This is a genomic window from Neorhizobium sp. CSC1952 (assembly GCF_030378245.1).
Taxonomy (GTDB): Bacteria; Pseudomonadota; Alphaproteobacteria; order Rhizobiales; family Rhizobiaceae; genus Neorhizobium; species Neorhizobium oryzae_A.
The window spans coordinates 3,277,820-3,299,557 of the sequence record NZ_CP128416.1 but is presented as its reverse complement, the minus strand read 5'-3'; the positions used below and the strand labels follow the sequence as shown (position 1 = coordinate 3,299,557).

Genomic DNA, 21,738 nt, shown 5'->3' with positions numbered 1-21,738 from the left:
GTTCCTTGCTTCGGATTGCTGTCGGAATGATTGAATGAACGATCCCTTTAACGAGATAGAGCGCCCGAGGAAAGTGCTTACCGCCTCCGATGACGCGGGCGGACGGCTGGACGCCTGGCTGACCTCCGTGCTGGAAGGCGAATTCTCGCGCAGCCGCATCAAGGCTCTCATCGAACAGGGCGCGGTCGCGCTGAACGGCAAGCCGGTCACCGAACCGAAGAAGAAGGTCGCGGCGGGCGACACGGTCGAGATCGCGCTTCCCGAACCGGAGGACCCGGAACCGAAGGGCGAGGACATCCCGCTCGACGTGCTCTACGAGGACGACGACCTGATCGTCATTGCCAAGCCGGCCGGCCTCGTCGTGCATCCCGGCGCCGGCAACTGGACCGGCACGCTGGTCAACGCGCTGATCCATCATTGCGGCGCGAGCCTCTCCGGCATCGGCGGCGTCAGGCGGCCCGGCATCGTCCATCGGCTGGACAAGGAGACGAGCGGCGTCATGGTCGCCGCCAAGAACGACATCGCCCACCGGCACCTCGCAGACCAGTTCGCCGATCACGGCCGCACCGGGCCGCTGGAGCGCGCCTATCAGGCGGTCGTCTGGGGCCGCCCGGCCGGCCTGCGCGGCACGATCGACGCGCCGCTCGGCCGATCCGGTTCCGACCGCACCAAGCGCGCCGTCAAGCGCGAGGACAGCGACGATGCCCGCGAGGCGGTCACCCATTACGAAGTGATCGAGCGCTTTCACGAGAAGCAGGACGCCACCGCGCTCGCCTCGCTGGTCGAATGCCGGCTGGAGACCGGCCGCACCCACCAGATCCGCGTCCACATGGCCCATATCGGCAATCCGCTGATCGGCGATCCGGATTATTCCGCCGGCTTCAGGACCAAGGCGAACCTCCTGCCGGAGCCGGCGAAGAGCGTCGTCAGCCGTTTTCCCCGCCAGGCGCTGCACGCCTACCTGCTTGTCTTCGAACATCCCCGCACCGGCGAGGTGATGGAATTCGAGGCGCCGATGCCGCAGGATATGGAAGAGCTTGTCGAAGCGCTGAAGGCATGAATCGGGTGGCCCGGGAGGCCGCGGAAGAGTATATACCTCTGCAACGACCCCGAGGACCTCATGAGCCAGTTCGCCGTCCAGAAGCTGCTCGATACCGACCTTGTCAAGGTCCGCGACGTCGTGTGCTGCGGCGAATGCCGGCACCGGAGCGATGAGGAATGCTCCCATGCGACAAGCCTCGTCTTTCCCTATCGCGGCGTCTTCATGCGCCATGTCGGCCGCGACGATACCGTCGCGGAGGCCAACCAGGTGCTCTTCTTCAACTGCGACGAGGGTTACCAGATCAGCCATCCCGTGGAAGGCGGCGATTCCTGTCTCAGCATGGACGTGCCCGAGCCGATGCTGGAGGAACTGGTTCCGAAGGCTCACCACAATCCGAAGGGCTCGCGTTTCGTCTTCAACAAGCAAAGGCTGCGGATCGATGCCCGCGCCCAGGCATTGGTGGCGCTCCTGCGCCACAGCCTGATGCGCGGCACCGCCGAGACGCTGGAGGCGGAAACCCTCGCCATGACCCTGGTGCGCCGTGCGGTCGGCGAACGCACCGCGCGCGCTGCGACGGCAAGCGCCGGCCGCCAGAAACTGGTCGATCGGGCGAAGCTCGCGCTTTCCTCCGATCTCGCCCGCCGCTGGACGCTGGCGGAAATCGCCGGGGAGACGGGCGTCTCGCCGGTCTATCTCACCCAGGTCTTCCAGCAGGTGGAGGGTACGCCCCTCTACCGCTATCAGCTTCGGCTGAGGCTCGCCCGGGCGCTCGACCTGCTCGGCAGCTATGACGACCTGACGCAGCTCGGCCTCGAACTCGGCTTTTCGAGCCACAGCCATTTCTCCGCCGCCTTCCGCCAGGCCTACGGCCGCACGCCGGCGGAGTTCCAGCGTTTCGCCGGCCTCCGCTAGAGCGCGGTGCGTCCGAACGGACGCACAAAGGACGCTCTAACTTATTGAATCTCCGCATCGTGCTTACCGAAAATCGATTCCGATTTTCGGGCCGATGCTGTAGCAGCCTCGAAACCGCAAGCCGGAGACGCCGAGGAGAAAGTCGCTAAAGATTCTGACAGCGGGCAAGCCCGCCGTCGTGCTTTTCTTCTCTCGCAATCAGTCAATACCGGGAGATGACACCATGAAAGAGAATACCTGTGCAGCCTGCGACTGCGAACTCGATGCAACGCGGATTGCGGTCAAGATCGGCGGAAGGACCGTCGAGGTCTGTTGCGAGGAATGCGCCGTGGCGCTCCGGGAAGCGGAAGCCGCCGCCCGCGCCTCGGACATATCGACAAGTAATCCAGGAACCAAGTAACCCCAGCAACCCAGGAACCCAGGAACCCAGGAACCCAGGAACAAGGAGGCAGGCGCCGGACGTCCGCCCGTGACGCCGGTCGCTGATCGACCGGCATCCTTTCAGGAGATGAAACCATGAAGAATGAGAACCGGGCGGTCTTCGACCGCACTTCGGAACCATATGATTTGCCCTTCCATCTGCCCTTCGATCTGCCTCCCGCAGGTGACCCGCCCGCAGCGGGCAAGGAAGGGTTCCTCGAACCGCCTGCAAAAGGATCGTTCGTCGAGCGGTTGATCGCGCTGGTCGCCGGAAAACTTCGTGAACGCCGCAATCGTCTGGCGCTTTTGGAGTTGAACGATGACCAATTGAAGGACGTCGGCATTTCGCGCAGCCAGGCTTACAGCGGCGACTACAGTCGCTACCGCCGGAACGGCTCCCATGAACTGGAGCAGAAGTGCCGGTGAGACGATTGCCGGCGCCTGAAAAGAAGAAGGAGTTTCATACCGATCTACCCCGCCACCGTCGACCTCCCCATTCTAGCTTAAAATGCCGCAACACTTTCGCTTTATTTTCAAAAATATTATAATATCTGCGAAAAAGCGCCGACTACCAAATTAAAAACCTGCAGAAAATTTGCACATCGGGCGTTTTATTTAAGCCGGCGGATAGTTCCTGGGGAGGTAAGACGCCAAAGGTATGAATTCGGCCCTCCGAAAGTTCATCTTTCACGATCTGCAGACGGTCGAGGGATATATCGATCCTCCCGATGCTTTGGTCTTCCTGTCGCTTCTCGCGGCGCAGAGGGAAGCGGGATTTGACGGAGGCATTGCGGAAGTCGGCGTCTTTTACGGCCGCACCTATTTTCTTCTCAGGAAGATAAGCGGGGACAGGGACAGGATACTGGCGATCGACCTCTTCGATATCGAGCAGGAGGCGGGCGGAGTAGCGACGCAGTACGGTCGCTTCATCGAGAACGGCCGCCGCCTCGGCCTTCCCGTCGATGAAGACCTGATGATCAAGGGAGACAGCATGCGCGTAGAGGCGGAGGAGATCATCGGGAAGGTCGGGCGCGTTCGTTTCTTCAGCATCGATGGCGGCCACATGCTCCGCCATGTCGCCGCAGACAGCAGGCTTGCGGCGGGCAGCCTCGCCGATCACGGGGTCATCGCCTTCGACGACACGTTCAATCCGGCCTGGCCGGAAGTGACCGTCGGGGTGGCCGATTTCCTGCGGGAACAGGGAGGCATGTTTTCGGCCTTCTGCATGACGAAGTACAAGACCTACGTCTGCCGAAGCCGCTTCTATGATTTCTATTGCAAGGTGATCGGCGAGGCTCCGGACCTGCGCGCCTTCGGACACGTGGAAACGCAGTTCCTCGGTTCAAAAGTCGCAAGATTGCACAATCCGATGCGCCGTCGAATACTGTATGAATTGATGATGCGGTCGGGTATGAGCGCCCTTTCGGAGCGCGCCTACCGGTGAGGGTTCCGGCGCGGAATACATTACAATACCGTAATGATATAACGCATCCGTGATCACTTGAATCACGGTTCTGCCGTACTTATTTGTTAGCTGGGTCGGTGCGGGGTCGGAAATGACCCGTGCCATTCGGTTCGCCTTCAGCAATGCATCGCCAGACTTAAGAGGGAACCGACAACGATCGGAAAGGGGTGCTTTATGGCCCGCAATACTCTGCCTTCCATTACCGCCGGCGAAGCCGGCCTCAACCGTTATCTCGACGAGATCCGCAAGTTCCCCATGCTGGAGCCGCAGCAGGAATATATGCTTGCGAAGCGCTATGCCGAACATGGGGACCGTGACGCGGCCCACAAGCTGGTGACGAGCCACCTGCGTCTCGTGGCGAAGATCGCCATGGGCTATCGCGGCTATGGCCTGCCGATCGGCGAGGTCGTGTCCGAGGGCAATGTCGGCCTCATGCAGGCCGTCAAGAAGTTCGATCCGGAACGCGGCTTCCGCCTGGCGACCTACGCCATGTGGTGGATCAAGGCCTCGATCCAGGAGTATATCCTGCGGTCCTGGTCGCTCGTGAAGATGGGCACGACTGCCAACCAGAAGCGCCTCTTCTTCAACCTGCGCCGTCTGAAGGGCCGGATCCAGGCGATCGACGAAGGCGATCTGAAGCCTGAGCAGGTGGCCGAGATCGCCACCAAGCTGAACGTCTCGGAAGAGGAAGTGGTCTCCATGAACCGCCGCCTCTCGGGCGACGCTTCGCTGAACGCTCCGATCCGCGCCACCGAAGGCGAATCCGGCCAGTGGCAGGATTGGCTGGTGGACGATCATGACAGCCAGGAAGAGGTGCTGATCGAGCAGGACGAGCTCGACACGCGCCGCCGCATGCTGGCCAAGGCCATGGGCGTGCTGAACGATCGCGAGCGCCGCATCTTCGAAGCCCGCCGCCTGTCCGACGAGCCGGTGACGCTGGAAGAACTCTCCGCCGAGTTCGACATCAGCCGCGAGCGCGTGCGCCAGATCGAGGTCCGCGCCTTCGAGAAGGTGCAGGAAGCCGTGCAGAAGGAAGCGCTTGCCCAGGCAAACGCCCTTCGCGTGGTCGACGCCTGATCCTTCGCGAAACGGAACATGAAAAAGGGGCTGCCTCGGCGGCCCCTTTTCTTTTGCGATGAACCGCCGTGTTGTGGTCGGGCGTCTTCTGCGAGACGCGCTACCCGGTACGGCGTACCCCTTGGCTGCCAGAACCGTCCGCAAGACCTGTCAGCCCCCAGCGCACGAGATCGACCAGCACGAAAACGATCAGGCTCGCGCCCATCAGCGGCAAGGCCACCCCGAACCCGGCCGCCAGCACGGCGAGGAAGAGCTTGCTCGGCAGGGTCAGATAGGAGAAGGCGCGGACCAGCGTCTTGGGCGAACCGCCGGGAGCAGGCCTGCGCGACCACCAGATGACATAGCCGTAGACGATCATCGCCATCAGGGCGATGCCGAGCGCCGCCATGACGATCTGGTTCGCCACCCCGAACAGGATGCCCATATGCGCGTCGATCCCCCAGCGGATCAGCTTCGCGACGATCGGGAAGGTCTCGAAATCCGCCCGGCTCGTGATCGCCATGGTGCCGGGATCGATGGCGATCGTATCGACCTGGGTCGGCCATCCGCGATCGTACTCGCGCACCATCCACGCTTTGCCGGCAGCGCGCGGCGGGCGGATTTCGACCATGGGGGAATCGATCCCGCCGGCACGCGCTGCGGCGAGAACCTGATCCATCCGGCCGATCACATCCGCCTCGGAGATCGCTGACGAAGGCGTGGGGGCGGTTGCCGCACCATGCCCCTGATGTTCCGCATGTTCCCCACCGGCCGCGACCGCTCCCGGCCCGAGATCGAGCGACACCGAAGGCGTGACCCAGCCGACCTCCGAGCGGAACCGGTCGATGTGATCGCCGGCCCAGCGCGACCAGGTCAGCCCCGTCGCGGACAGGAAGAGCAGTCCGGCCGCGATGATCACGCCGATCCGGCCGTGCAGCCGGCGGGCTGAAGCCCCCCTCGCGGCGGACGACTTTGGGACTCCGCCCCGCCAGAACCACAGGAGCACGCCGCCGAATACTGCCACCCAGAGCCAGGAGGCGGCAAGCTCGCTGTAATGGCGCCCGAAATCGCCGAGCAGCAGGTTGCGGTGCAGGTAGTCGATCGTCGTGCGGAAGAGCAGGATGCCGCTCGTGCCGTAGACGATCAGGTCGCCTTGGACGGCAAGCGAAACCGGATCGACGAAGATGGCGCGGTTTTCCGAATCTCCGAGCCCCGGTTCAGTGAACATCACACGGGTCGTGTATCCGTCCGCAGTCGCCGGACGAACCGCGAAGAGCTTCGGCTCATCGCCGACGGCGGCACGCGCCGCACCGATCTGTGCCGCCAGGGACTGCGGCGTTCCGGTCGAGGCCGTCTGCAATTGATCGTGATAGATCAGGCTCTCGATCTGCGGCGTCAGGACGTAGAGCGTACCCGTGAGCGCGGCGATGAAAATGAACGGACCGACGAACAGTCCGACATAGAAATGCAGGCGCGTTATGAAAAGCCTGAAGGCCGACGAAGACGCGCCGGTTGAGGAACGGTCGGTCACGGCGTGCCTCCTTCGGGAAGGTGCGGGCGCGTGGCCGGGTTCGTCGCGCATGCCGGCGTGCGGGCGCGTACCGCCGCAGCGGATCGGAAAGAAAGCATGGAAATATCTCCATCGATGACGGTGAGACCGGCCGGAGGCCGGCCGGCAAACGGATGACGTCAGGATCGGATGGAGGATGTCGGAGGCGCGCGCGCTTCCCGTGCGAGGCCGAGCGCATGCGGCGCCGAAACGGTCCCCACCGGAGTGCTTGCCGTTGCGGCCTCGACGAGCAGCGGCGCCCTGAGCGAAGGCCCTTTGACGGGCAACAGGGATGAAAGCGAAGAAAGCGCCTGGCAACCTATGCCGCAACAGGTCGGCCAGGACTTGCCGGAGGGTCCCTCAGGCGTTGACGCATCGGCGCCGTGCTCGGTGCAGATGACGCCGGCATCGGCATGGGACGATGCCATTCCGGCTTGTGCATACCCGCCGATCGCGCCTTGCAGCAGCAGCATCACGGCGATCAGGGCGGAGAGGACCCCGCCGCTCATGGAATCGTCGATGATCTGCCGGATGAAGCGCATGTCCGGTCATCGCGACCCGCGCGGCCAGTGTCAACGCGTCATTTTGTCGGGACCCGCCATCCGGCTCCTCCGGGATCGTTCCTCTTCCAGGCAGCCGTACCGGAGGCAATGAAAAATCCGCCTGAGGATCGCCCAGGCGGATTGTCGCAGGATCAAACCTCGAAAGCGGTTACTGCCCGCTGGCCGTCGTGCCGAGCGTGCCCCATTCGCGGATCGCCTCGTTGAAGACCCGTTCGCCCTCCGGCCCCTTCTGGAGGGTCAGCAGAGCCCGGCGGCCGTTGCGGTAGGCGACGGGAATGTCCATCCAGTTGCGGCTGCGCAGGAGCTCCAGATTGGTCGTGCGCGCATCGGGGAAATCGTTGAGCGCGATCATGTGGAAGTCGTCGGTGATCTTGGCGGGCACCGCGATCAGCGCGTTGCCGCGATCCTGTTCCGTCTGCTTCATGGCGATGCGCTGCACGCTGTCGATCGCCCCGCCTTCGAAATCCGGAGGAACGGCGAAGACGATCTCGATCAGGTGGCTGGCCGGCAAGGACGGATCCGTATTGCGCTTGAGGGTCACGAGCGCGGTCAGCCCCCTGCCCGGCACGTTGATGCGGCCCTGGATCACCGGCTCCTGCTGGCCGTTCGCGCCGGCCTCGCGCTGCAGCGACCAGGAAACCGCGCCGTCGATCGCCGTCGGCGCCGTCTGGCCGATCCGCTCCTCGTAGAGGAACATCTTCTCGCCCGCGAGCGCCGGCGCATCCGCCGGAGTGGCAGCCGGGGCATTGGGAGCCGGCGACGCTGCATTCGGCACGGCGGCGTTGGCACCCGCGGCCGGCGTGTCCGACGCCGGCGCGCTCGCGGCAGGCGCCTGTTGAGCCGGCGGCGTGGCGGGCGGAGCGTTGAGCTCGGCGACCGACTGGCCCTCCGCGTTCTGCGCCAGGTCCCCGGTGCTGCCCGGTCCCTCATCCGTTTCGCTGCCGTCCGGCATCAGCCGCTGCGTGAACTTCGTGCCGGCCACGGAGCCGTCCGCCGGGCCGGGCGCGGCCGGAGCTGCCGGGTTTGCGGCATTGTTCTGCGGCGCGGGAGCGGGCGTCGAGGGCGTTGCGCCGGGTTGCGGCGTGGCGGGCGCCGGAGCCGTCGCCTGGTTGTCCGCCTGCTCGGCCGTCTGGCTGGCCGGCAGGCTCGATTGAATGAGGCCGCCCACCATGTCGTTCAAGGAATCGCGGTTGAGCCAGATCGCATAACCGCCGGCGCCGACCAGGGCGAGGCCGATGATGGCGAGCACGATGCCGGCATAGTTGCGCTTGCGGACCGGCGTGACCCGGTAGGGCCGGGCCGGCGCGGGCATCAGGTCGTCCGCATCGGCATCGGTATGCATCGCGTTGCGCGACGAATCGCCCTGCGTGGCATTCTTGTTGAAACCGATCAGTTCCTCGAGATCACCCCAGGGGTCGCTCTCCGCCGGCTTGCCGTTGGCCTTCTGCGGCTCGGCGTAATCGGCGAAAGGATCGGCGTTTGCCGTTGCGGCCTTTGCCGGCGACGGCGGAAGATCGGGAAGATCCGAGACCGAAGGCATCCGCACCGCATCGGCCGCGGCATGGGTCTCGGTGCCGAAATGCGCATCGGCCGCTTCGGCTTTCGCGCCGTGGTCGATCGGCACGACCGGGCCGGCCGGGGTAAGTTCCGGCACGTCGTTCCAGACTGCCGCCGCGGCATTCGCCTCGTGACCGGATGCGGGTCTTTCCCAGCCCCAGTCCCCCGCAGGCCCCGGCGCGTCCGCAGGCTGCTGCTCCCCGTCCGGTTCGGGAGCGCCCCAATGGGCCGTAGCGGGTTCGGGCGTGACGGGATCGGAAGCGGATGCGGGTACCGCCTGTTCTGCCCCCTCACCGAAGGCTTCAGCGGGTTCCTGCCGGTCGTAGGCCGACGAAGCCGCCTCCGGCTCTTCCGGCGGGAGGTCGTCGCGCCAGTCGCCATATTTCGGCGGGGCCGGCTCCTCGGGAACGGGAGCGGCCTCCTCGTGAAAGACGGCTGGCTCCGGCTCTGCAGCCTCGGCATGGACATCGGCCTGCACAGGCTCTTCATGACGCTCGTCGTGGTGGAGGGGTGCGGTCTCTGCCTCGACCGGTTCCGGCTCGTGAGTCTCCGCCGTCTGGTCGGGAGCGGCCTCCTGCTCTTCCACGTGAGGCTCTGCGGCTGCCTGTTCCGGAGGCTCTTCGGATACCGGCTCTTCTGCGGCGTGCCCGGCAGCCGGCTCCTCCGCATGATGCTCGGCAGGCGCCTCCTCGGCAGGCTGCGGGATGGCGGCAGCCTCTTCCTCGGCCAATGGCTCCAGCGCCTCGGCGTGCTCGCTCTCCACGTCCATGATCGCGGCTTCGAGCTTTTCCATCTGCCGGCGCAGCATGTCTTCGGGCGGGCGCGGCTTCATGTTCTCGAGCTGCCGCTGCACGGCGCCACGAGCCTTGTCATACACCTTCGCGCGCATCTCCGGCGTATTGTTCGCCAGTCCGTCAACGGCGCGGCGGATCACCGCAACAAAATCAGCCATCAGCACTTTCTCATGATCGCCGGCCCGAAGGCCGGCCGAATGGTAACCAATTCTTGACTTTAGTCTTCAAACGGGTCGGTCACAAGTATGGTGTCGTCCCGCTCCGGGCTGGTGGACAGCAGCGCCACCGGCGCGCCGATCAGCTCTTCCACCTGTCGGACATATTTGATCGCCTGGGCCGGCAGATCGGCCCATTTGCGGGCGCCGACGGTCGATTCCTTCCAGCCTTCGAGGGTGACGTAGATCGGTTCGACGCGGGCCTGAGCGCCCTGGCTTGCCGGAAGGTGGTCGATCTCCTCACCGTCCAGCTTGTAGCCGACGCAGATCTTCAATTCGTCGAGACCGTCTAGGACATCGAGCTTGGTGAGCGCGATGCCGGTGATTCCATTGGTGGCGACCGACTGGCGCACCAGCGCCGCGTCGAACCAGCCGCAACGGCGCTTGCGGCCCGTCACCGTGCCGAATTCATGCCCCTTCTCACCGAGGAACTGGCCGATCTCGTCCTTGAGCTCGGTCGGAAACGGCCCTTCGCCGACGCGCGTCGTATAGGCCTTGGTGATGCCGAGGATATAGCCGAGCGAGCCCGGCCCCATGCCCGAACCGGCGGCCGCCTGGCCGGCGACCGTGTTGGACGAGGTGACGAACGGATAGGTGCCGTGGTCGATGTCGAGAAGCGAGCCCTGCGCCCCTTCGAAGAGGATGCGCGAACCCTTGCGGCGTTCCTTGTCGAGCAGTTCCCAGACGGTTTCGCGGAAGGGCAGCACGCGTTCGGCGACCGAGGTCAGCTCCTGCATGATCGCGTCGTGAGAGACTTCCTTTTCACCCAGACCGCGGCGCAGCGCGTTGTGATGGGTGAGGATGCGGTCGACCTTGCCCGGCAGCGTCTCCATGTCGGCGAGGTCCATCACGCGAATCGCGCGGCGCCCCACCTTGTCCTCATAGGCCGGGCCGATACCGCGGCGGGTGGTGCCGATCTTGGTGCCGCTGTTGGAGGCAGCATCCTCGCGCATGCCGTCGAGCTCGCGATGCAGCGAGAGAATCAGCGTCGCATTGTCGGCGATGCGCAGGTTCTCGGGCGTGACCTTCACGCCCTGGCCTGCGAGCTTGTCGATTTCGGCGACCAGCGCATGCGGATCGACGACGACGCCGTTGCCGATCACCGAGATCTTGCCCGGACGCACGATGCCCGACGGCAGCAGCGAAAGCTTGTAGCTGACGCCGTCGATGACGAGCGTATGGCCGGCATTGTGACCGCCCTGGAAACGCACCACCACATCGGCGCGTTCGGAAAGCCAGTCGACAATCTTGCCCTTGCCTTCGTCACCCCATTGCGAACCAACCACGACTACGTTCGTCATCTTTGCTTCCTGTACTGCGGGCAAAAAGCCCCACGCGACCATACGCGCACCGCCATAGGTCAATATCGATTGACTACGGTCGATGCGCCATTTCCGATTTCCCGCATTGCCGGGAGCGACGAAAACCGCCCAAGGCACTGCAAACGGCCGCATCTATAATGCCTTGGCCGGAGGAAAGCGACCTGTTTGTGACTCCGCCATGGTTTTTACGTGACAAAAGCGCGAGCCACACGCTATTTCCCGCCCCAACCTTACAAATCGCCGCCATCCGGCCGGCGCCGGAGACGCAATCTTGCACAGAACGGCCTATCTTTCCCTCGTTATCGCGACCTTGGCCTGGGGCGGCAATGCGGTGGCCGGCAAGCTTGCCGTCGGCCATGTGAGCCCGATGATGCTGACCTTCTGCCGGTGGTTCGTCGCCGTGGCGATCATCTTCGCGATCTCGATGCCGCAGATCAGAAAGGACTGGCCGGTCGTAAAGAAGAACCTGCCGATTCTCACCTTCCTCGGCATCATGGGCTACGTCTTCTTCAACGCCGCCATCTACACGGCCGTCAACTACACCACCGCGATCAACGTCACCGTCGAGCAGGTGCTCATTCCGATGCTGATCTTCGTGATGAACTTCGCGCTGTTCCGAATGAAGGTCTCCTGGGCGCAGGTTCTCGGCTTCACGCTCACCTTCGTCGGCGGACTGATCACCGCCGTCCACGGCGATCTCAATACGCTCATGACGCTGACGGTCAATATCGGCGATGCGATCATGATGATCGCGATCGTCAGTTACGCCGTCTATACGGTGGCGCTCAGATGGCGGCCGCCGATCAACTGGCGGACGCTGATGGCGGTACCCGCTCTCGTCGCGATGATCTTCAGCGCCCCGCTGGTGTTGTGGGAATATTCGGCCGACCGGTTGGTCTGGCCGGACGCGACCGGCTGGATGGTGGTGCTATACACGGCCGTTTTCGCATCGCTGGTCGCGCAGGTCCTCTATATCGTCGGCGTCGAGAAGATCGGCCCCAATCGGGCGGGCCTGTTCATCAATCTCATACCCGTCTTCGGCACCCTGCTCTCCGTCACCCTCGTCGGCGAGGCCCTGCAATCCTTCCATATCGTCGCGCTGGCACTTGCCCTCGGCGGCATCGCCATCGCCGAATGGGGAAAGCCCGCCTCCGTTTGAGAAGGCGGGCCTGCGAAGGCGCGAGACGCCAGAAGATCAAAGATCAGATGAAGATCAAAGATCAGATATCGTAATAGGCCCGCGTGACGGCCGGCTCGCGCCGGGGCGCAAGGCTCGGCGACTGCTTGCCGGACATGTCGACCACCGGGCTGTCATTGCCGAGGATCACGTCGCCGCGGTCCGTTGCGATCACCAGAACCCGCTCGACGCGTCCCATGCCGTCGATCGCATAGGCGATCCGCATCGACCTTGCCGGCCAGCCGCGGGAAAGCAGATGATCGCGCTTCAGATCGGCGCAATCGAAGCAACTGCCGGTGCCCAGATCGAGGGAGAAATCGCCGGCGATTTCGTCGAGATAGCCGTCGATGTCGGAAATCGTGCCGTTGACCGCGGAGTTGATCCGCAGCAATTCGCGCCGTTTTGCGAAAGTCAGCACCAGCAGGCCGTCTTCTGCGCCGTCGTGGCGCTCGATCGCCGGGATCTCCGACGTATGGATCTGTGCGGTCGATACGGACGAAAGCGCCCGGGCGAAACCGCCGGCGCCGGCGGCATTCGCTTCCTTGCCGGCAATGAGGGCCGTCAGGACGACCGCGGAAATAATGAGTTTCTTGATCATGACGCTGCACCCTGTTTCACCGGACGACTTCACTGCCGTCTCGTCTCTTGATGGCACAACCATATGCGGGATGGTTTTCGGGGCGCTTAAGCGGATCGATGCAATTTTATTGAAATCGGCTTTTTTCCCGTCCTGGCACAATGCCGGAGCCCGACCGCACGCAAAAAAGCATCGTACCGGGCGGAAATTGATGCTTTTCGAGACGTGCCCTATCTCCTAACCGTGTGGGGAGCATGAAGGAAAGGCAGGGCAGCATGGGCAAGCCGTTTTACTGGAACGAACTCAACACACTCGATTTCGCTCATCTTTCGCCTGAAAAGACCATCGCCATCCTGCCGATCGCCTCGACGGAGCAGCACGGGCCGCACCTGCCGATCGCGACTGACGTGGCGATCGCCAACGGCATGCTGGCGGAACTCAAGGTCCAGCGGCCGGAGGACCTGGACATCCTCGTGCTTCCGACCCAGGAGATCGGCAAGGCGAACGAGCATGTCTACGGCGCCGGTTCTCTTTCCCTCGGCCCGGAAGTCCTGATCCCGGCCTGGACGGCGATCGGCGCCAAGGTGGCGGAGGCGGGCGTCAGGAAGCTCGTCATCGTCAATTCGCACGGCGGCAATGTCGACATCATGAGCATCGTCGGCCGCGAGCTGCGTGTCCGCTACAAGATGGCGGTGATCGGCACGCAATGGGGCCGCTTCGGGCACCCGGAGGGACTGATTTCCGAACACGAGCAGAAATTCGGCATCCACGGCGGCGAGGTGGAGACGTCTCTCATGCTGCACTTCCGCCCCGATCTCGTCCGGATGGAGAAGGCGGAGAATTTCGTCTCCAAGGCGGAGTGGATGAAGTCGCAGTCGAAATACATCCAGCCGACACCGCCGCATGCGCTCGCCTGGATCGCCCATGACCTGAACCCGAACGGCGTGGTGGGCAATGCGGCGGCCGGCACGGCGGAAAAGGGCGCGCTCATCTGCCGTCACCAGGTGGCGGGCTTCGTCGAGATGCTGCGCGATTTCGAAGCCTATCCGCTCGACAATCTCTATTCGCGCTGAGCATCCTTCGCCTGGGATTGCGCCGGCACATGTCCTTTTGACTGCAGTTCGGCGACGATCGCCGCCAGTTCCGACAGCAGGAATTCCACGAAAAGGCTGGTCGCCGTATCGAGCGTCGCACGCGAGCGGGCGAAAAGCTTCATCGGCTGGTGCCGCGCGTGGGGATTGGCGAGCGGCCGGAAGACGAGCTCGCCGCGCCGGCATTCCGGCAGCACGTCGAGTGGATTGAGCAGCGTCAGCCCGGTGCCCGCCTTGACGAGTTTCTTCAGCATTTCGGACGCATTGGTTTCGACCACCGGCTCGACCGGGACGGAGAGCGGCGAAAGCGCCAGGTTGATGATGTTCCTGAGGCTCGTGCCGGGCTGGGCGAGCACCAGCGGCTCCTGCACCACGTCCGCGAGATCGACCGCGCCCTCGCCCGCCAGCCGATGCCCTGGAGGTATCACGGCGCCGACCGGAATATCGAAATTGGCGAGCGTCCGGATGCCGGGCGTCGCAGGGATGTTGAAGCCGAGACCGATATCCACCTCCCCTGAAATGACCGGCTGGATGGTGTTGGAAGGTCCGTCGTTGCGAAGATGAATGCGCACGCGCGGATGTTGCGTGACGAACCGCGCGATGATCTCCGGCAGCGGGCCGGCGGCAAGCCCGACGGTCGAGACGATCGATACCTTGCCCACCTGCGGCATCTTGAGACCCCGGATGCGCGCCTCCATCCGCTCATAGGTCTTCAGCACCTCGCGGATATGCTCGATGCAGAGCTCGCCGGCCGCGGTGAGCTTCAATCCGCGCGGCATGCGCTCGAAGATCGGCGCGCCCAGTTCGTCCTCCAGGGCCAGGATCTGCCGGTTGACGGCCGAGGACGCGACGTTCAGCCGGGCCGCCGCCTTGCGGATCGATCCGCAGCGGGCGATCTCGTCGATATAAAGCAGCTTTCGCGAATGCAGCATTTTACCTCAACCCTCATTGCATATTTTTTGATCATGCCGCACAATTTGGCATATCAAATTTCGACCGCTGCCTCAAAGGCATCAATGCGGACGAATTTTGATGCTTTTCAAAGAGCAAGGCAACCGTTCAAATGCTGTGAAGAAAAAGCTCTCACGATGCCGCAAGGTTTAACAGGGGAACAAAACAACATGTCCAACGCATTGACGATGAAGAGTTTTCTGGCCGCCATCGGCCTTTCCGCGGCAGCCCTTGCCGCACAGCCCGCCGCAGCGCTCGATGAAGTCTCCTACGGCACCAACTGGCTCGCCCAGGCGGAGCACGGCGGCTTCTACCAGGCCGTCGCCGACGGCACCTACGAGAAGCATGGTCTGAAGGTGACCATCGTGCAGGGCGGCCCGAACGCCGCCAACCGCGCGCTTCTGATCGCCGGCAAGGTGGATTTCTACATGGGCGGCCCGTTGGGCGACATGGACGCCGTCAAGCAGGGCATTCCGCTGATCAGCGTCGCCTCGATCTTCCAGAAGGACCCGCAGGTCCTGCTCGCCCATCCGGATGCCGGCGTCGAGACATTCGCCGACCTCGCCAAGCTCAACACGATCTTCATGGGCAAGGAAGGCTACGTCACCTATTTCGAATGGATGAAGAAGAATTTCCAGGGTTTTCGCGACGACCAGTACAAGCCCTATACCTTCAATCCGGCGCCCTTCATCGCCGACAAGAAATCAGCGCAGCAGGGCTACCTGACCTCCGAGCCCTATGAGATCGAGAAGCAGGCCGGCTGGATGCCGAAAGTCTTCCTCATCGCGGATGCCGGCTACGGCTCCTATTCGACGATGATTACCACGACCCAGCCGATGATCGACGCGAAGCCGGATGTCGTGCAGCGCTTCGTCGATGCCTCGATCGAGGGCTGGTACAACTATCTCTACGGCGACAACAAGGCGGCCAACGACCTGATCAAGAAGGACAATCCGGAGATGACGGATGGCCAGATCGCCTATTCCATCGCCAAGATGAAGGAATACGGCATCGTCGAATCCGGCGACGCGCTCGACAAGGGCATCGGCTGCATCACCGACGAGCGCTATAAGAAGTTCTTCGACAGCATGGTGGCGATCGGCGTCGAGCCGGCCGATCTCGATTACAAGAAGGCCTATTCGACCAAGTTCGTCTGCAAGGGCGTCGGCATGGCGTTGAAGAAATAGAACGGACTTAGCCCCTCATCCGGCTGCCGCCACCTTCTCCCCGCCCGCGGGGAGAGGGATATGCCGCCCGCTCTTCCTCCGACCGGGACGTCGCGTTGGCAAGTCCCCTCTCCCCGCAAGCGGGGAGAGGGTTAGGGTGAGGGGCAGATTTCTTCGCATTCATCGCAAGGCCCGTAATGACCACGTCCCAAGCCCCGTTGATACCAGCTCCAGGAGACAGCCGCCGGCGGCCGCTGGTCGTCATGCGCAACGTCTCGAAAATGTTCTCGAGCGGAACGCTCGCGCTCTCCGACATGTCGCTGACGGTCGAGCCCGGCGAATTCGTGAGCCTGCTCGGTCCCTCCGGCTGCGGCAAGTCGACGGCGCTGCGCATCATCGCCGGATTGGGCGACGTCTCGACCGGCACGATCGACTGGCCGAGCTCCCGCATCAATTCCAAAGGCCTGCCGGAGGGCGACATTTCCTTCGTCTTCCAGGAGCCGACGCTGATGCCCTGGCAGACGGTGTTCGGCAATGTCTACCTGCCGCTCAAGCTGCGCGGCGTTTCGAAATCCGCCGCCCGCGACGAGATCATGAAGACGCTGGCGACGGTCGGGCTGCAGGATTTCGCCGGCGCCTATCCGCGCGAGCTTTCCGGCGGCATGAAGATGCGCGTTTCGATCGCCCGCGCGCTGGTGACCAGGCCGAAGCTGCTTCTGATGGACGAGCCCTTCGCCGCGCTCGACGAGATCACCCGCCAGAAGCTCAACGACGACGTGCTGCGGCTCTGGCGCGAGACGGGCATCACGGTGATCTTCGTCACCCATTCCGTCTTCGAATCGGCCTATCTTTCCAACCGCATCGTGGTGATGAAGGCGCGGCCAGGCCGGGTGCACGCGGATTTCCCGCTGGTGACGAGCATGAGCCGCGACGCCCATTACCGCACCTCGGAGGAATACCGGCAGGCCTGCGAGAAGGTCTCCAACATGCTCCTGGAAGCGATCGGCGGGGAGGAACACTGATGGTACCGGCCAGCCTTGAAAACAGCCCGCCCCTTGCGCCTTCGAAACCCGGCTTCTTCGGCCGCAATCGCGACAGGCTCCTGCGCACCTTGATTCCGGTCGGCGTGGTGATCTCGCTGATCCTGCTCTGGCAGGCGATCATCACCGTCAACGGCATCCCGCAATACATCCTGCCGGGACCGCTGGCTGTCGCCAATTCGCTCTACAACGACTGGGGCACGCTCTGGCCGGCGCTCTGGGTCACGACGCAGATCACCATGCAGGCGTTGGCGCTCGCCCTGATCGGCGGCGTCGGCATCGCCATCTTCCTCGTTCAGTCGAAATGGATCGAGACCGCCTTCTACCCGATCACCGTCATATTGCAGGTGACGCCGATCGTGGCGATCGCGCCGCTGATCCTCATCTACGCCCCGACGACGCAGGTCGCGCTGCTGATCTGCGCCTTCCTCGTCGCCTTCTTCCCCATCCTGTCGAACATGGTGCAGGGCCTGAAGAGCGTCGACCACAACCTCCTGAACCTCTTCGATCTCTACGGGGCCTCGCGCTGGCAGATGCTGCTTTACCTCAAGCTCCCCTCCTCGCTTCCCTATTTCATGACGGGTCTGCGGATCGGCGGCGGCCTGGCGCTCATCGCCGCGGTGGTGGCGGAATTTGCGGCAGGCTCCGCGGGTGCCGGCTCCGGCCTCGCCTTCCGGCTGCTGGAATCCCAGTACCGCCTCAACATCCCGCGGCTCTTCGCTGCACTTATCCTGCTCTCCGTGCTCGGCGTGGTGATCTTCATGATTACCTCGTTCATCGCCTGGATATCGCTGCACCGCTGGCATGAAAGCAGCCTCAAGAGGGAAAACTGATGGCCGGCGAATTCATGACGCTTCCCGATGCCCGCCGCTTCGCGCTGACCGACGCGACATTGCCGGCCGTCCTCGTGAAGGACTTTTCCGGGCTTGCCCGCGAAGGCCTGATCCAGGCGGATATCGTCATCGCCGACGGCAGGATCGAAAGGATCCTGCCGGCCGGCTCCGCACCCGCTGACATCGTCAAGGCCGATATGCGCGGCGGCATGGCGTGGCCCTGTTTCGTCGACATGCACACGCATCTCGACAAGGCGCATTTCTGGGATCGCCGCCCAAACCCCGACGGAACCTTCATGGGCGCGCTGGAAAATGTCCGGGCCGACCGCATCGCCAACTGGTCGGCGGAGGACATCCGCGCCCGCTTCGAATTCTCGCTGAAAAGCGCCTATGCGCACGGCACCAGGCTGATCCGCACGCACCTGGACTCCATCCCCCCGCAACCGGATATTTCCTTCCCGCTGTTTGCGGAACTGCGCGAGGAATGGAAGGACAGGATCGCGCTTCAGGCGGTCGCGCTACTGCCCCTCGAATGCGTTCTTGAACCGGAGATTTTCGACGGCATCGTCGCGACGACGAAACGTTACGGAGGCTTGCTGGGCGGCGCCACGCGCATCCTTCCCGATTTCGAACGCATTCTCGACACGCTGTTCCGCGCCGCCGCGGACAACGGTCTCGATATCGATCTGCACGCGGACGAAACGGAAGACCGGCAGGTCCTGACGCTGGAAGCCATCGCCGAAGCGAAACTCCGCAACCGCTTCGAGGGATCGGTCACCGTCGGCCATTGCTGCTCGCTCGCAAGGCAGGACGAAGAGACCGCCAGGCGCGTCATCGGCAAGGTCGCCGAAGCCGGCATCTCGGTCGTGTCGCTGCCCATGTGCAACATGTACCTGCAGGACCGTCATGCCGGTGCGACACCCCGCTGGCGCGGCGTCACGCTGTTCCACGAACTGACCGCCGCGGGCGTCAAGACGGCCGTCGCCTCCGACAACACCCGCGATCCGTTCTACGCCTATGGCGACATGGACCCGGTCGAAGTCTTCCGCGAGGCGGTGCGCATCCTGCATCTCGATCACCCACTCGATACGTCGGCGCGCGTCGTCACGGCGACGCCCGCCGAAATCCTCGGGCGGCCGGAGATCGGCGTCATCGCCGAAGGTGCTCCCGCCGATCTCGTCCTCTTCAGCGCGCGCCGCTGGAGCGAATTCCTTTCCCGTCCGCAGGCCGACCGCATTGTTATGCGGAATGGCATGGGCATCGACCGTCGCCTGCCGGATTACCGTGACCTTGACCCGCTAATGGAGAAATGACCCTGCGCCCGAAAAACGGAAGCCGTTTTCGGACAGGCGCAAGGTCTGGAGGATGAAGTGACAATGCCGGATTATGCGAAGATCAAACAGGAACTCGAAGGCATCGCGGTGGAGGACAACCCGGCGCTGGTGCGCCAGAAGAGCCGCGACTTCTATTGGTATTCCCCGATCCTGAAAGCCGAGCTCGACAATGTCACGGCCGACCTCGTCGTCTCGCCGAAAACCGAGGAAGAGGTCATCCGCACGCTGAAAGTCGCCTTCGCGCATGGCGCGCCGGTGACCCCGCGCGGCGCCGGCACCGGCAATTACGGCCAGGCCATGCCGCTTTCCGGCGGCATCGTTCTGAACCTCATCAACATGAACAAGGTCAAGGAAATCCATCCCGGCCGCGTCGTCGCCGAACCCGGCATCGTCATCGCCGAGCTCGACCGCCAGACCCGGGCCCATTCCGGCCAGGAGCTGCGCTTCCACCCTTCGACTGCCCAGACGGCGACGATCGGCGGCTTCGTCGCCGGCGGCTCCGGCGGCGTCGGCTCGATCCACTGGGGGGGCCTGCGCGATCTCGGCAACATCCTCAGGCTGCGCGTCGTCACCATGGAGGCCGAGCCGCGCGTGCTGGAGCTCACCGCCTGGGACCTGCAGAAGGTCACCCATGCCTACGGCACCAACGGCATCATCGTCGAAGTCGAAATGCCGCTTGCGCCGGCCTATGACTGGGTGGACGTACTTGTCGGCTACGACGACTTCATGGACGCGGTGCGCTTCGGCGACGCGATCGCCCACAAGAACGGCATCCTGGTGAAGGAGATCGCTCCGATCGCCGCACCCATCCCCCACGATTATTTCCCGCGCCACAAACAGTTCATCCGTCATCGCGGCCAGTCGATCTGCGTGCTGATGGTGGCCCCGCATTCGATCGATGCCTTCACCGCCTTCGCCGAACGCCAGAAGGGCGAGATCCTCTTCCGCTCCGACAAGGTCGAGAGCATGAAGGGCATCCCGCACGCCTATGAGCTCGCGTGGAACCACACGACGCTGCGCGCCCTGAAAGTCGATCCCAGCTTCACCTATCTGCAGGTTCAGTATCCGGGACCCGACCATGTCGCCAAGGTCGAGAAGATGGTAAAGCTCTTCGGCGACGAAGTGCCGGGCCATCTGGAATTCATCAGGTTCGACGGCCGCATGCAGTGCTCCGGCCTGCCGCTGGTGCGCTACACGACCCGCGAACGGCTGGAGGAGATCATCAGGATCCACCAGGACAACGGCTGCCCGATCTTCAACCCGCACCGCTACACGCTGGAGGAAGGCGGCATGAAGCAGACCGACGTGGTGCAGCTCGCGTTCAAGAAGGAGACCGACCCCAAGGGCCTCCTCAATCCCGGCAAGATGATCGCCTGGGAGAACCCGAACTTCGATTTCTCCGCCGGCAAGAACTATCTCTTCCCCGGATTGGCCGTCGCGGAGGGCTGATGCGGGTCCTGCTTCTACACTCGCATCCGGTCGAATCGAGCTATGGGGCGGCCCTGCACGCGCAGGCGCGCGAGAGCCTGAAGAAGGCCGGACACGAAGTGGATGACTGCAACCTCTATGCGGAAGAATTCGATCCGGTCATGTCGCGTCGTGACCGGATGATCTATCACACCTATCCCGACAATCTGGAACTGGTCAGGCCCTATGTCGACCGGCTGCAGAAGGCGGAAGGCCTGGTGATCGTCACCCCGGTCTGGAATTTCGGCTGGCCGGCGATGCTGAAGGGCTATTTCGACCGCGTCTGGCTGCCGGGCGTCACCTTCGAACTTAACGGCGGCACGCTGACCCGGAAGCTGCATATCGAGAAGGTCGCCGTCGTGCTCACCTACGGCGCCACCCGCTGGCGGGCATTCCTCGCCGGCGATCCGCCCCGAAAGCTTGCCAAGCGCGTGCTCAGGGTGCAGACCAACCCCGCCCGGGCGGTCAGGTTTCTCGCCCATTACGACATGAACAACTGCACGCCACAGACGCGTGCCGCCTTCCTGGAGAAGGTGAGGCGCGAGATGGAGCGATTCTAGGCCGCATAGCGCAAATGGACGATGCCGTCGTTGAACGGCAGCGCGTCGATGAGCGTCATCTGCCCGACGGAATAGCCTTGCGGGAAAAGCCGCGTGCCGCGTCCGAGGACGGTCGGATAGATCATCAGGTTATACTGGTCGATCAGCCCCGCCGGCATCAGCGAATGCACCAGCCCGGCGCTGCCATAGATCAGGATTTCACTCTCCAGCGTTTCCTTGAGTTCCCGGACCTTCGCCGCGACATCGCCGGACAGTACCATTGTATTGTTCCAGGCCGCTTCCGAAAGGCTGTTGGAGGCGACGAATTTCGTCATGGCGTTGATCCGGTCGGCAAACCCCTCCTCATCCTTCACCAGTGGCCAGACGGCAGCGAAACCGTCATAGGTCGTGCGGCCGAGCAGCAGGGCGGAAGCGGAGAACAATTCGTCATGCTTGAACCGGTCGCCCTGAGGGCCACGGGTAAAGGGGCCGATCCAGTCGCCTAGGCCGGAATTCTCCATGCCGACAGGGTCCTGTATCACGCCGTCGAGCGAGATATATTGCGAAACGATGATCTTGGCGGTCATTGTCATGTCCTCTGGGGTTCATTGACGGGAGGCTTTCTCACGTCCTTCCCTGCCTAGGACGCGTCTGCTTCGCAGCTGCCG

Annotated in this window: 19 protein-coding genes and 1 pseudogene; 13 read left to right on the top strand and 7 right to left on the bottom strand. The window is 63.6% G+C overall.

Going from position 1 to position 21,738, the window contains the following annotated elements; genetic code table 11:
- Positions 1 to 34 precede the first annotated feature (34 nt).
- The 5 genes and pseudogenes from QTA58_RS16035 to rpoH all read left to right on the top strand — a co-directional run bounded on the left by QTA58_RS16035 (position 35) and on the right by rpoH (position 4,916).
- Positions 35 to 1,060 (top strand): RluA family pseudouridine synthase, encoded by a 1,026-nt coding sequence (locus QTA58_RS16035; RefSeq protein ID WP_289669598.1) that lies wholly within the window; start codon positions 35 to 37, stop codon positions 1,058 to 1,060.
- Between the two features lie 60 nt (positions 1,061 to 1,120).
- A complete protein-coding gene (locus tag QTA58_RS16030; protein WP_085420048.1) occupies positions 1,121 to 1,954 on the top strand; it encodes an AraC family transcriptional regulator in 834 nt (277 codons plus the stop codon).
- Positions 1,955 to 2,641: 687 nt separating this feature from the next.
- A pseudogene (locus tag QTA58_RS16025) lies at positions 2,642 to 2,800 on the top strand (DUF1127 domain-containing protein); the annotation flags it as partial.
- Positions 2,801 to 3,032: 232 nt separating this feature from the next.
- The gene (locus tag QTA58_RS16020; protein WP_289669597.1) at positions 3,033 to 3,818 is read left to right on the top strand and encodes a class I SAM-dependent methyltransferase; all 786 of its coding nucleotides are present in this window, start codon (positions 3,033 to 3,035) and stop codon (positions 3,816 to 3,818) included.
- Between the two features lie 195 nt (positions 3,819 to 4,013).
- Positions 4,014 to 4,916, top strand: a complete 903-nt coding sequence (gene rpoH / locus QTA58_RS16015; RefSeq protein WP_085420051.1) for an RNA polymerase sigma factor RpoH — start codon at positions 4,014 to 4,016, stop codon at positions 4,914 to 4,916.
- Between the two features lie 100 nt (positions 4,917 to 5,016).
- Here rpoH and QTA58_RS16010 read toward each other — a convergent pair whose 3' ends face one another.
- The 4 genes from QTA58_RS16010 to QTA58_RS15995 form a co-directional block, all read right to left on the bottom strand.
- Positions 5,017 to 6,426, bottom strand: a complete 1,410-nt coding sequence (locus QTA58_RS16010) for a PepSY-associated TM helix domain-containing protein (RefSeq protein ID WP_289669596.1) — start codon at positions 6,424 to 6,426, stop codon at positions 5,017 to 5,019.
- A 158-nt stretch (positions 6,427 to 6,584) separates the two neighbouring features.
- Positions 6,585 to 6,986: a DUF2946 family protein gene (locus QTA58_RS16005; RefSeq protein WP_289669595.1), complete on the bottom strand. Its 402-nt coding sequence runs from the start codon at positions 6,984 to 6,986 to the stop codon at positions 6,585 to 6,587.
- A gap of 169 nt (positions 6,987 to 7,155) precedes the next feature.
- The gene (locus QTA58_RS16000; protein ID WP_289669594.1) at positions 7,156 to 9,516 is read right to left on the bottom strand and encodes a hypothetical protein; all 2,361 of its coding nucleotides are present in this window, start codon (positions 9,514 to 9,516) and stop codon (positions 7,156 to 7,158) included.
- A 59-nt stretch (positions 9,517 to 9,575) separates the two neighbouring features.
- A complete protein-coding gene (locus QTA58_RS15995; protein ID WP_085420055.1) occupies positions 9,576 to 10,874 on the bottom strand; it encodes an adenylosuccinate synthase in 1,299 nt (432 codons plus the stop codon).
- Positions 10,875 to 11,166: 292 nt separating this feature from the next.
- On the opposite strand from QTA58_RS15995, the gene QTA58_RS15990 reads away from it, so the two are divergent.
- Positions 11,167 to 12,054, top strand: coding sequence for a DMT family transporter (locus QTA58_RS15990; RefSeq protein WP_289669593.1), 888 nt, complete (start codon positions 11,167 to 11,169; stop codon positions 12,052 to 12,054).
- Between the two features lie 61 nt (positions 12,055 to 12,115).
- On the opposite strand, the gene QTA58_RS15985 is transcribed toward QTA58_RS15990, so the two are convergent.
- Positions 12,116 to 12,670: a transglutaminase-like cysteine peptidase gene (locus QTA58_RS15985; protein WP_289669592.1), complete on the bottom strand. Its 555-nt coding sequence runs from the start codon at positions 12,668 to 12,670 to the stop codon at positions 12,116 to 12,118.
- Positions 12,671 to 12,924: 254 nt separating this feature from the next.
- Here QTA58_RS15985 and QTA58_RS15980 point away from each other — a divergent pair, with 254 nt between their 5' ends.
- Positions 12,925 to 13,722: a creatininase family protein gene (locus tag QTA58_RS15980; protein ID WP_289669591.1), complete on the top strand. Its 798-nt coding sequence runs from the start codon at positions 12,925 to 12,927 to the stop codon at positions 13,720 to 13,722.
- On the opposite strand, the gene QTA58_RS15975 is transcribed toward QTA58_RS15980, so the two are convergent.
- Positions 13,710 to 14,672 carry a LysR family transcriptional regulator gene (locus QTA58_RS15975; RefSeq protein WP_085420057.1) on the bottom strand — a complete coding sequence of 321 codons (963 nt, stop codon included), beginning with the start codon at positions 14,670 to 14,672 and terminating at the stop codon, positions 13,710 to 13,712. The two genes, QTA58_RS15980 and QTA58_RS15975, sit on opposite strands and share 13 nt — an antisense overlap.
- Before the next feature lie 189 nt (positions 14,673 to 14,861).
- On the opposite strand from QTA58_RS15975, the gene QTA58_RS15970 reads away from it, so the two are divergent.
- The 6 genes from QTA58_RS15970 to QTA58_RS15945 all read left to right on the top strand — a co-directional run bounded on the left by QTA58_RS15970 (position 14,862) and on the right by QTA58_RS15945 (position 21,091).
- On the top strand, positions 14,862 to 15,878 hold the full coding sequence (locus tag QTA58_RS15970) for an ABC transporter substrate-binding protein (protein ID WP_085420058.1): 1,017 nt from the start codon (positions 14,862 to 14,864) through the stop codon (positions 15,876 to 15,878).
- A gap of 176 nt (positions 15,879 to 16,054) precedes the next feature.
- Positions 16,055 to 16,879 (top strand): ABC transporter ATP-binding protein, encoded by an 825-nt coding sequence (locus QTA58_RS15965; RefSeq protein WP_085420059.1) that lies wholly within the window; start codon positions 16,055 to 16,057, stop codon positions 16,877 to 16,879.
- Positions 16,879 to 17,730, top strand: coding sequence for an ABC transporter permease (locus QTA58_RS15960; RefSeq protein ID WP_085420060.1), 852 nt, complete (start codon positions 16,879 to 16,881; stop codon positions 17,728 to 17,730). The genes QTA58_RS15965 and QTA58_RS15960 overlap by 1 nt, the downstream gene beginning before the upstream one ends.
- A complete protein-coding gene (locus tag QTA58_RS15955; RefSeq protein ID WP_289669590.1) occupies positions 17,730 to 19,043 on the top strand; it encodes a cytosine deaminase in 1,314 nt (437 codons plus the stop codon). Before QTA58_RS15960 ends, QTA58_RS15955 begins: the two co-directional genes overlap by 1 nt.
- Positions 19,044 to 19,106: 63 nt before the next feature.
- Positions 19,107 to 20,513 carry an FAD-binding oxidoreductase gene (locus QTA58_RS15950; protein WP_289669589.1) on the top strand — a complete coding sequence of 469 codons (1,407 nt, stop codon included), beginning with the start codon at positions 19,107 to 19,109 and terminating at the stop codon, positions 20,511 to 20,513.
- The gene (locus QTA58_RS15945; protein ID WP_085420063.1) at positions 20,513 to 21,091 is read left to right on the top strand and encodes an NAD(P)H-dependent oxidoreductase; all 579 of its coding nucleotides are present in this window, start codon (positions 20,513 to 20,515) and stop codon (positions 21,089 to 21,091) included. The genes QTA58_RS15950 and QTA58_RS15945 overlap by 1 nt, the downstream gene beginning before the upstream one ends.
- Here QTA58_RS15945 and QTA58_RS15940 read toward each other — a convergent pair.
- Positions 21,088 to 21,657, bottom strand: a complete 570-nt coding sequence (locus tag QTA58_RS15940; protein ID WP_289669588.1) for a dihydrofolate reductase family protein — start codon at positions 21,655 to 21,657, stop codon at positions 21,088 to 21,090. The genes QTA58_RS15945 and QTA58_RS15940 overlap by 4 nt on opposite strands.
- Between the last annotated feature and the right edge of the window lie 81 nt (positions 21,658 to 21,738).

Coding starts and splice junctions, on each gene's coding strand:
- QTA58_RS15960 (WP_085420060.1), top strand. CDS start 16,879: ATGGTACCGGCCAGCCTTGAAAACAGCCCGCCCCTTGCGCCTTCGAAA.
- QTA58_RS16035 (WP_289669598.1), top strand. CDS start 35: ATGAACGATCCCTTTAACGAGATAGAGCGCCCGAGGAAAGTGCTTACC.
- QTA58_RS16030 (WP_085420048.1), top strand. CDS start 1,121: ATGAGCCAGTTCGCCGTCCAGAAGCTGCTCGATACCGACCTTGTCAAG.
- QTA58_RS15965 (WP_085420059.1), top strand. CDS start 16,055: ATGACCACGTCCCAAGCCCCGTTGATACCAGCTCCAGGAGACAGCCGC.
- QTA58_RS15940 (WP_289669588.1), bottom strand. CDS start 21,657: ATGACCGCCAAGATCATCGTTTCGCAATATATCTCGCTCGACGGCGTG.
- QTA58_RS15970 (WP_085420058.1), top strand. CDS start 14,862: ATGTCCAACGCATTGACGATGAAGAGTTTTCTGGCCGCCATCGGCCTT.
- QTA58_RS15950 (WP_289669589.1), top strand. CDS start 19,107: ATGCCGGATTATGCGAAGATCAAACAGGAACTCGAAGGCATCGCGGTG.
- QTA58_RS15995 (WP_085420055.1), bottom strand. CDS start 10,874: ATGACGAACGTAGTCGTGGTTGGTTCGCAATGGGGTGACGAAGGCAAG.
- QTA58_RS16000 (WP_289669594.1), bottom strand. CDS start 9,516: ATGGCTGATTTTGTTGCGGTGATCCGCCGCGCCGTTGACGGACTGGCG.
- QTA58_RS16020 (WP_289669597.1), top strand. CDS start 3,033: ATGAATTCGGCCCTCCGAAAGTTCATCTTTCACGATCTGCAGACGGTC.
- QTA58_RS15955 (WP_289669590.1), top strand. CDS start 17,730: ATGGCCGGCGAATTCATGACGCTTCCCGATGCCCGCCGCTTCGCGCTG.
- QTA58_RS15985 (WP_289669592.1), bottom strand. CDS start 12,670: ATGATCAAGAAACTCATTATTTCCGCGGTCGTCCTGACGGCCCTCATT.
- QTA58_RS15980 (WP_289669591.1), top strand. CDS start 12,925: ATGGGCAAGCCGTTTTACTGGAACGAACTCAACACACTCGATTTCGCT.
- rpoH (WP_085420051.1), top strand. CDS start 4,014: ATGGCCCGCAATACTCTGCCTTCCATTACCGCCGGCGAAGCCGGCCTC.
- QTA58_RS15945 (WP_085420063.1), top strand. CDS start 20,513: ATGCGGGTCCTGCTTCTACACTCGCATCCGGTCGAATCGAGCTATGGG.
- QTA58_RS15975 (WP_085420057.1), bottom strand. CDS start 14,672: ATGCTGCATTCGCGAAAGCTGCTTTATATCGACGAGATCGCCCGCTGC.
- QTA58_RS16005 (WP_289669595.1), bottom strand. CDS start 6,986: ATGCGCTTCATCCGGCAGATCATCGACGATTCCATGAGCGGCGGGGTC.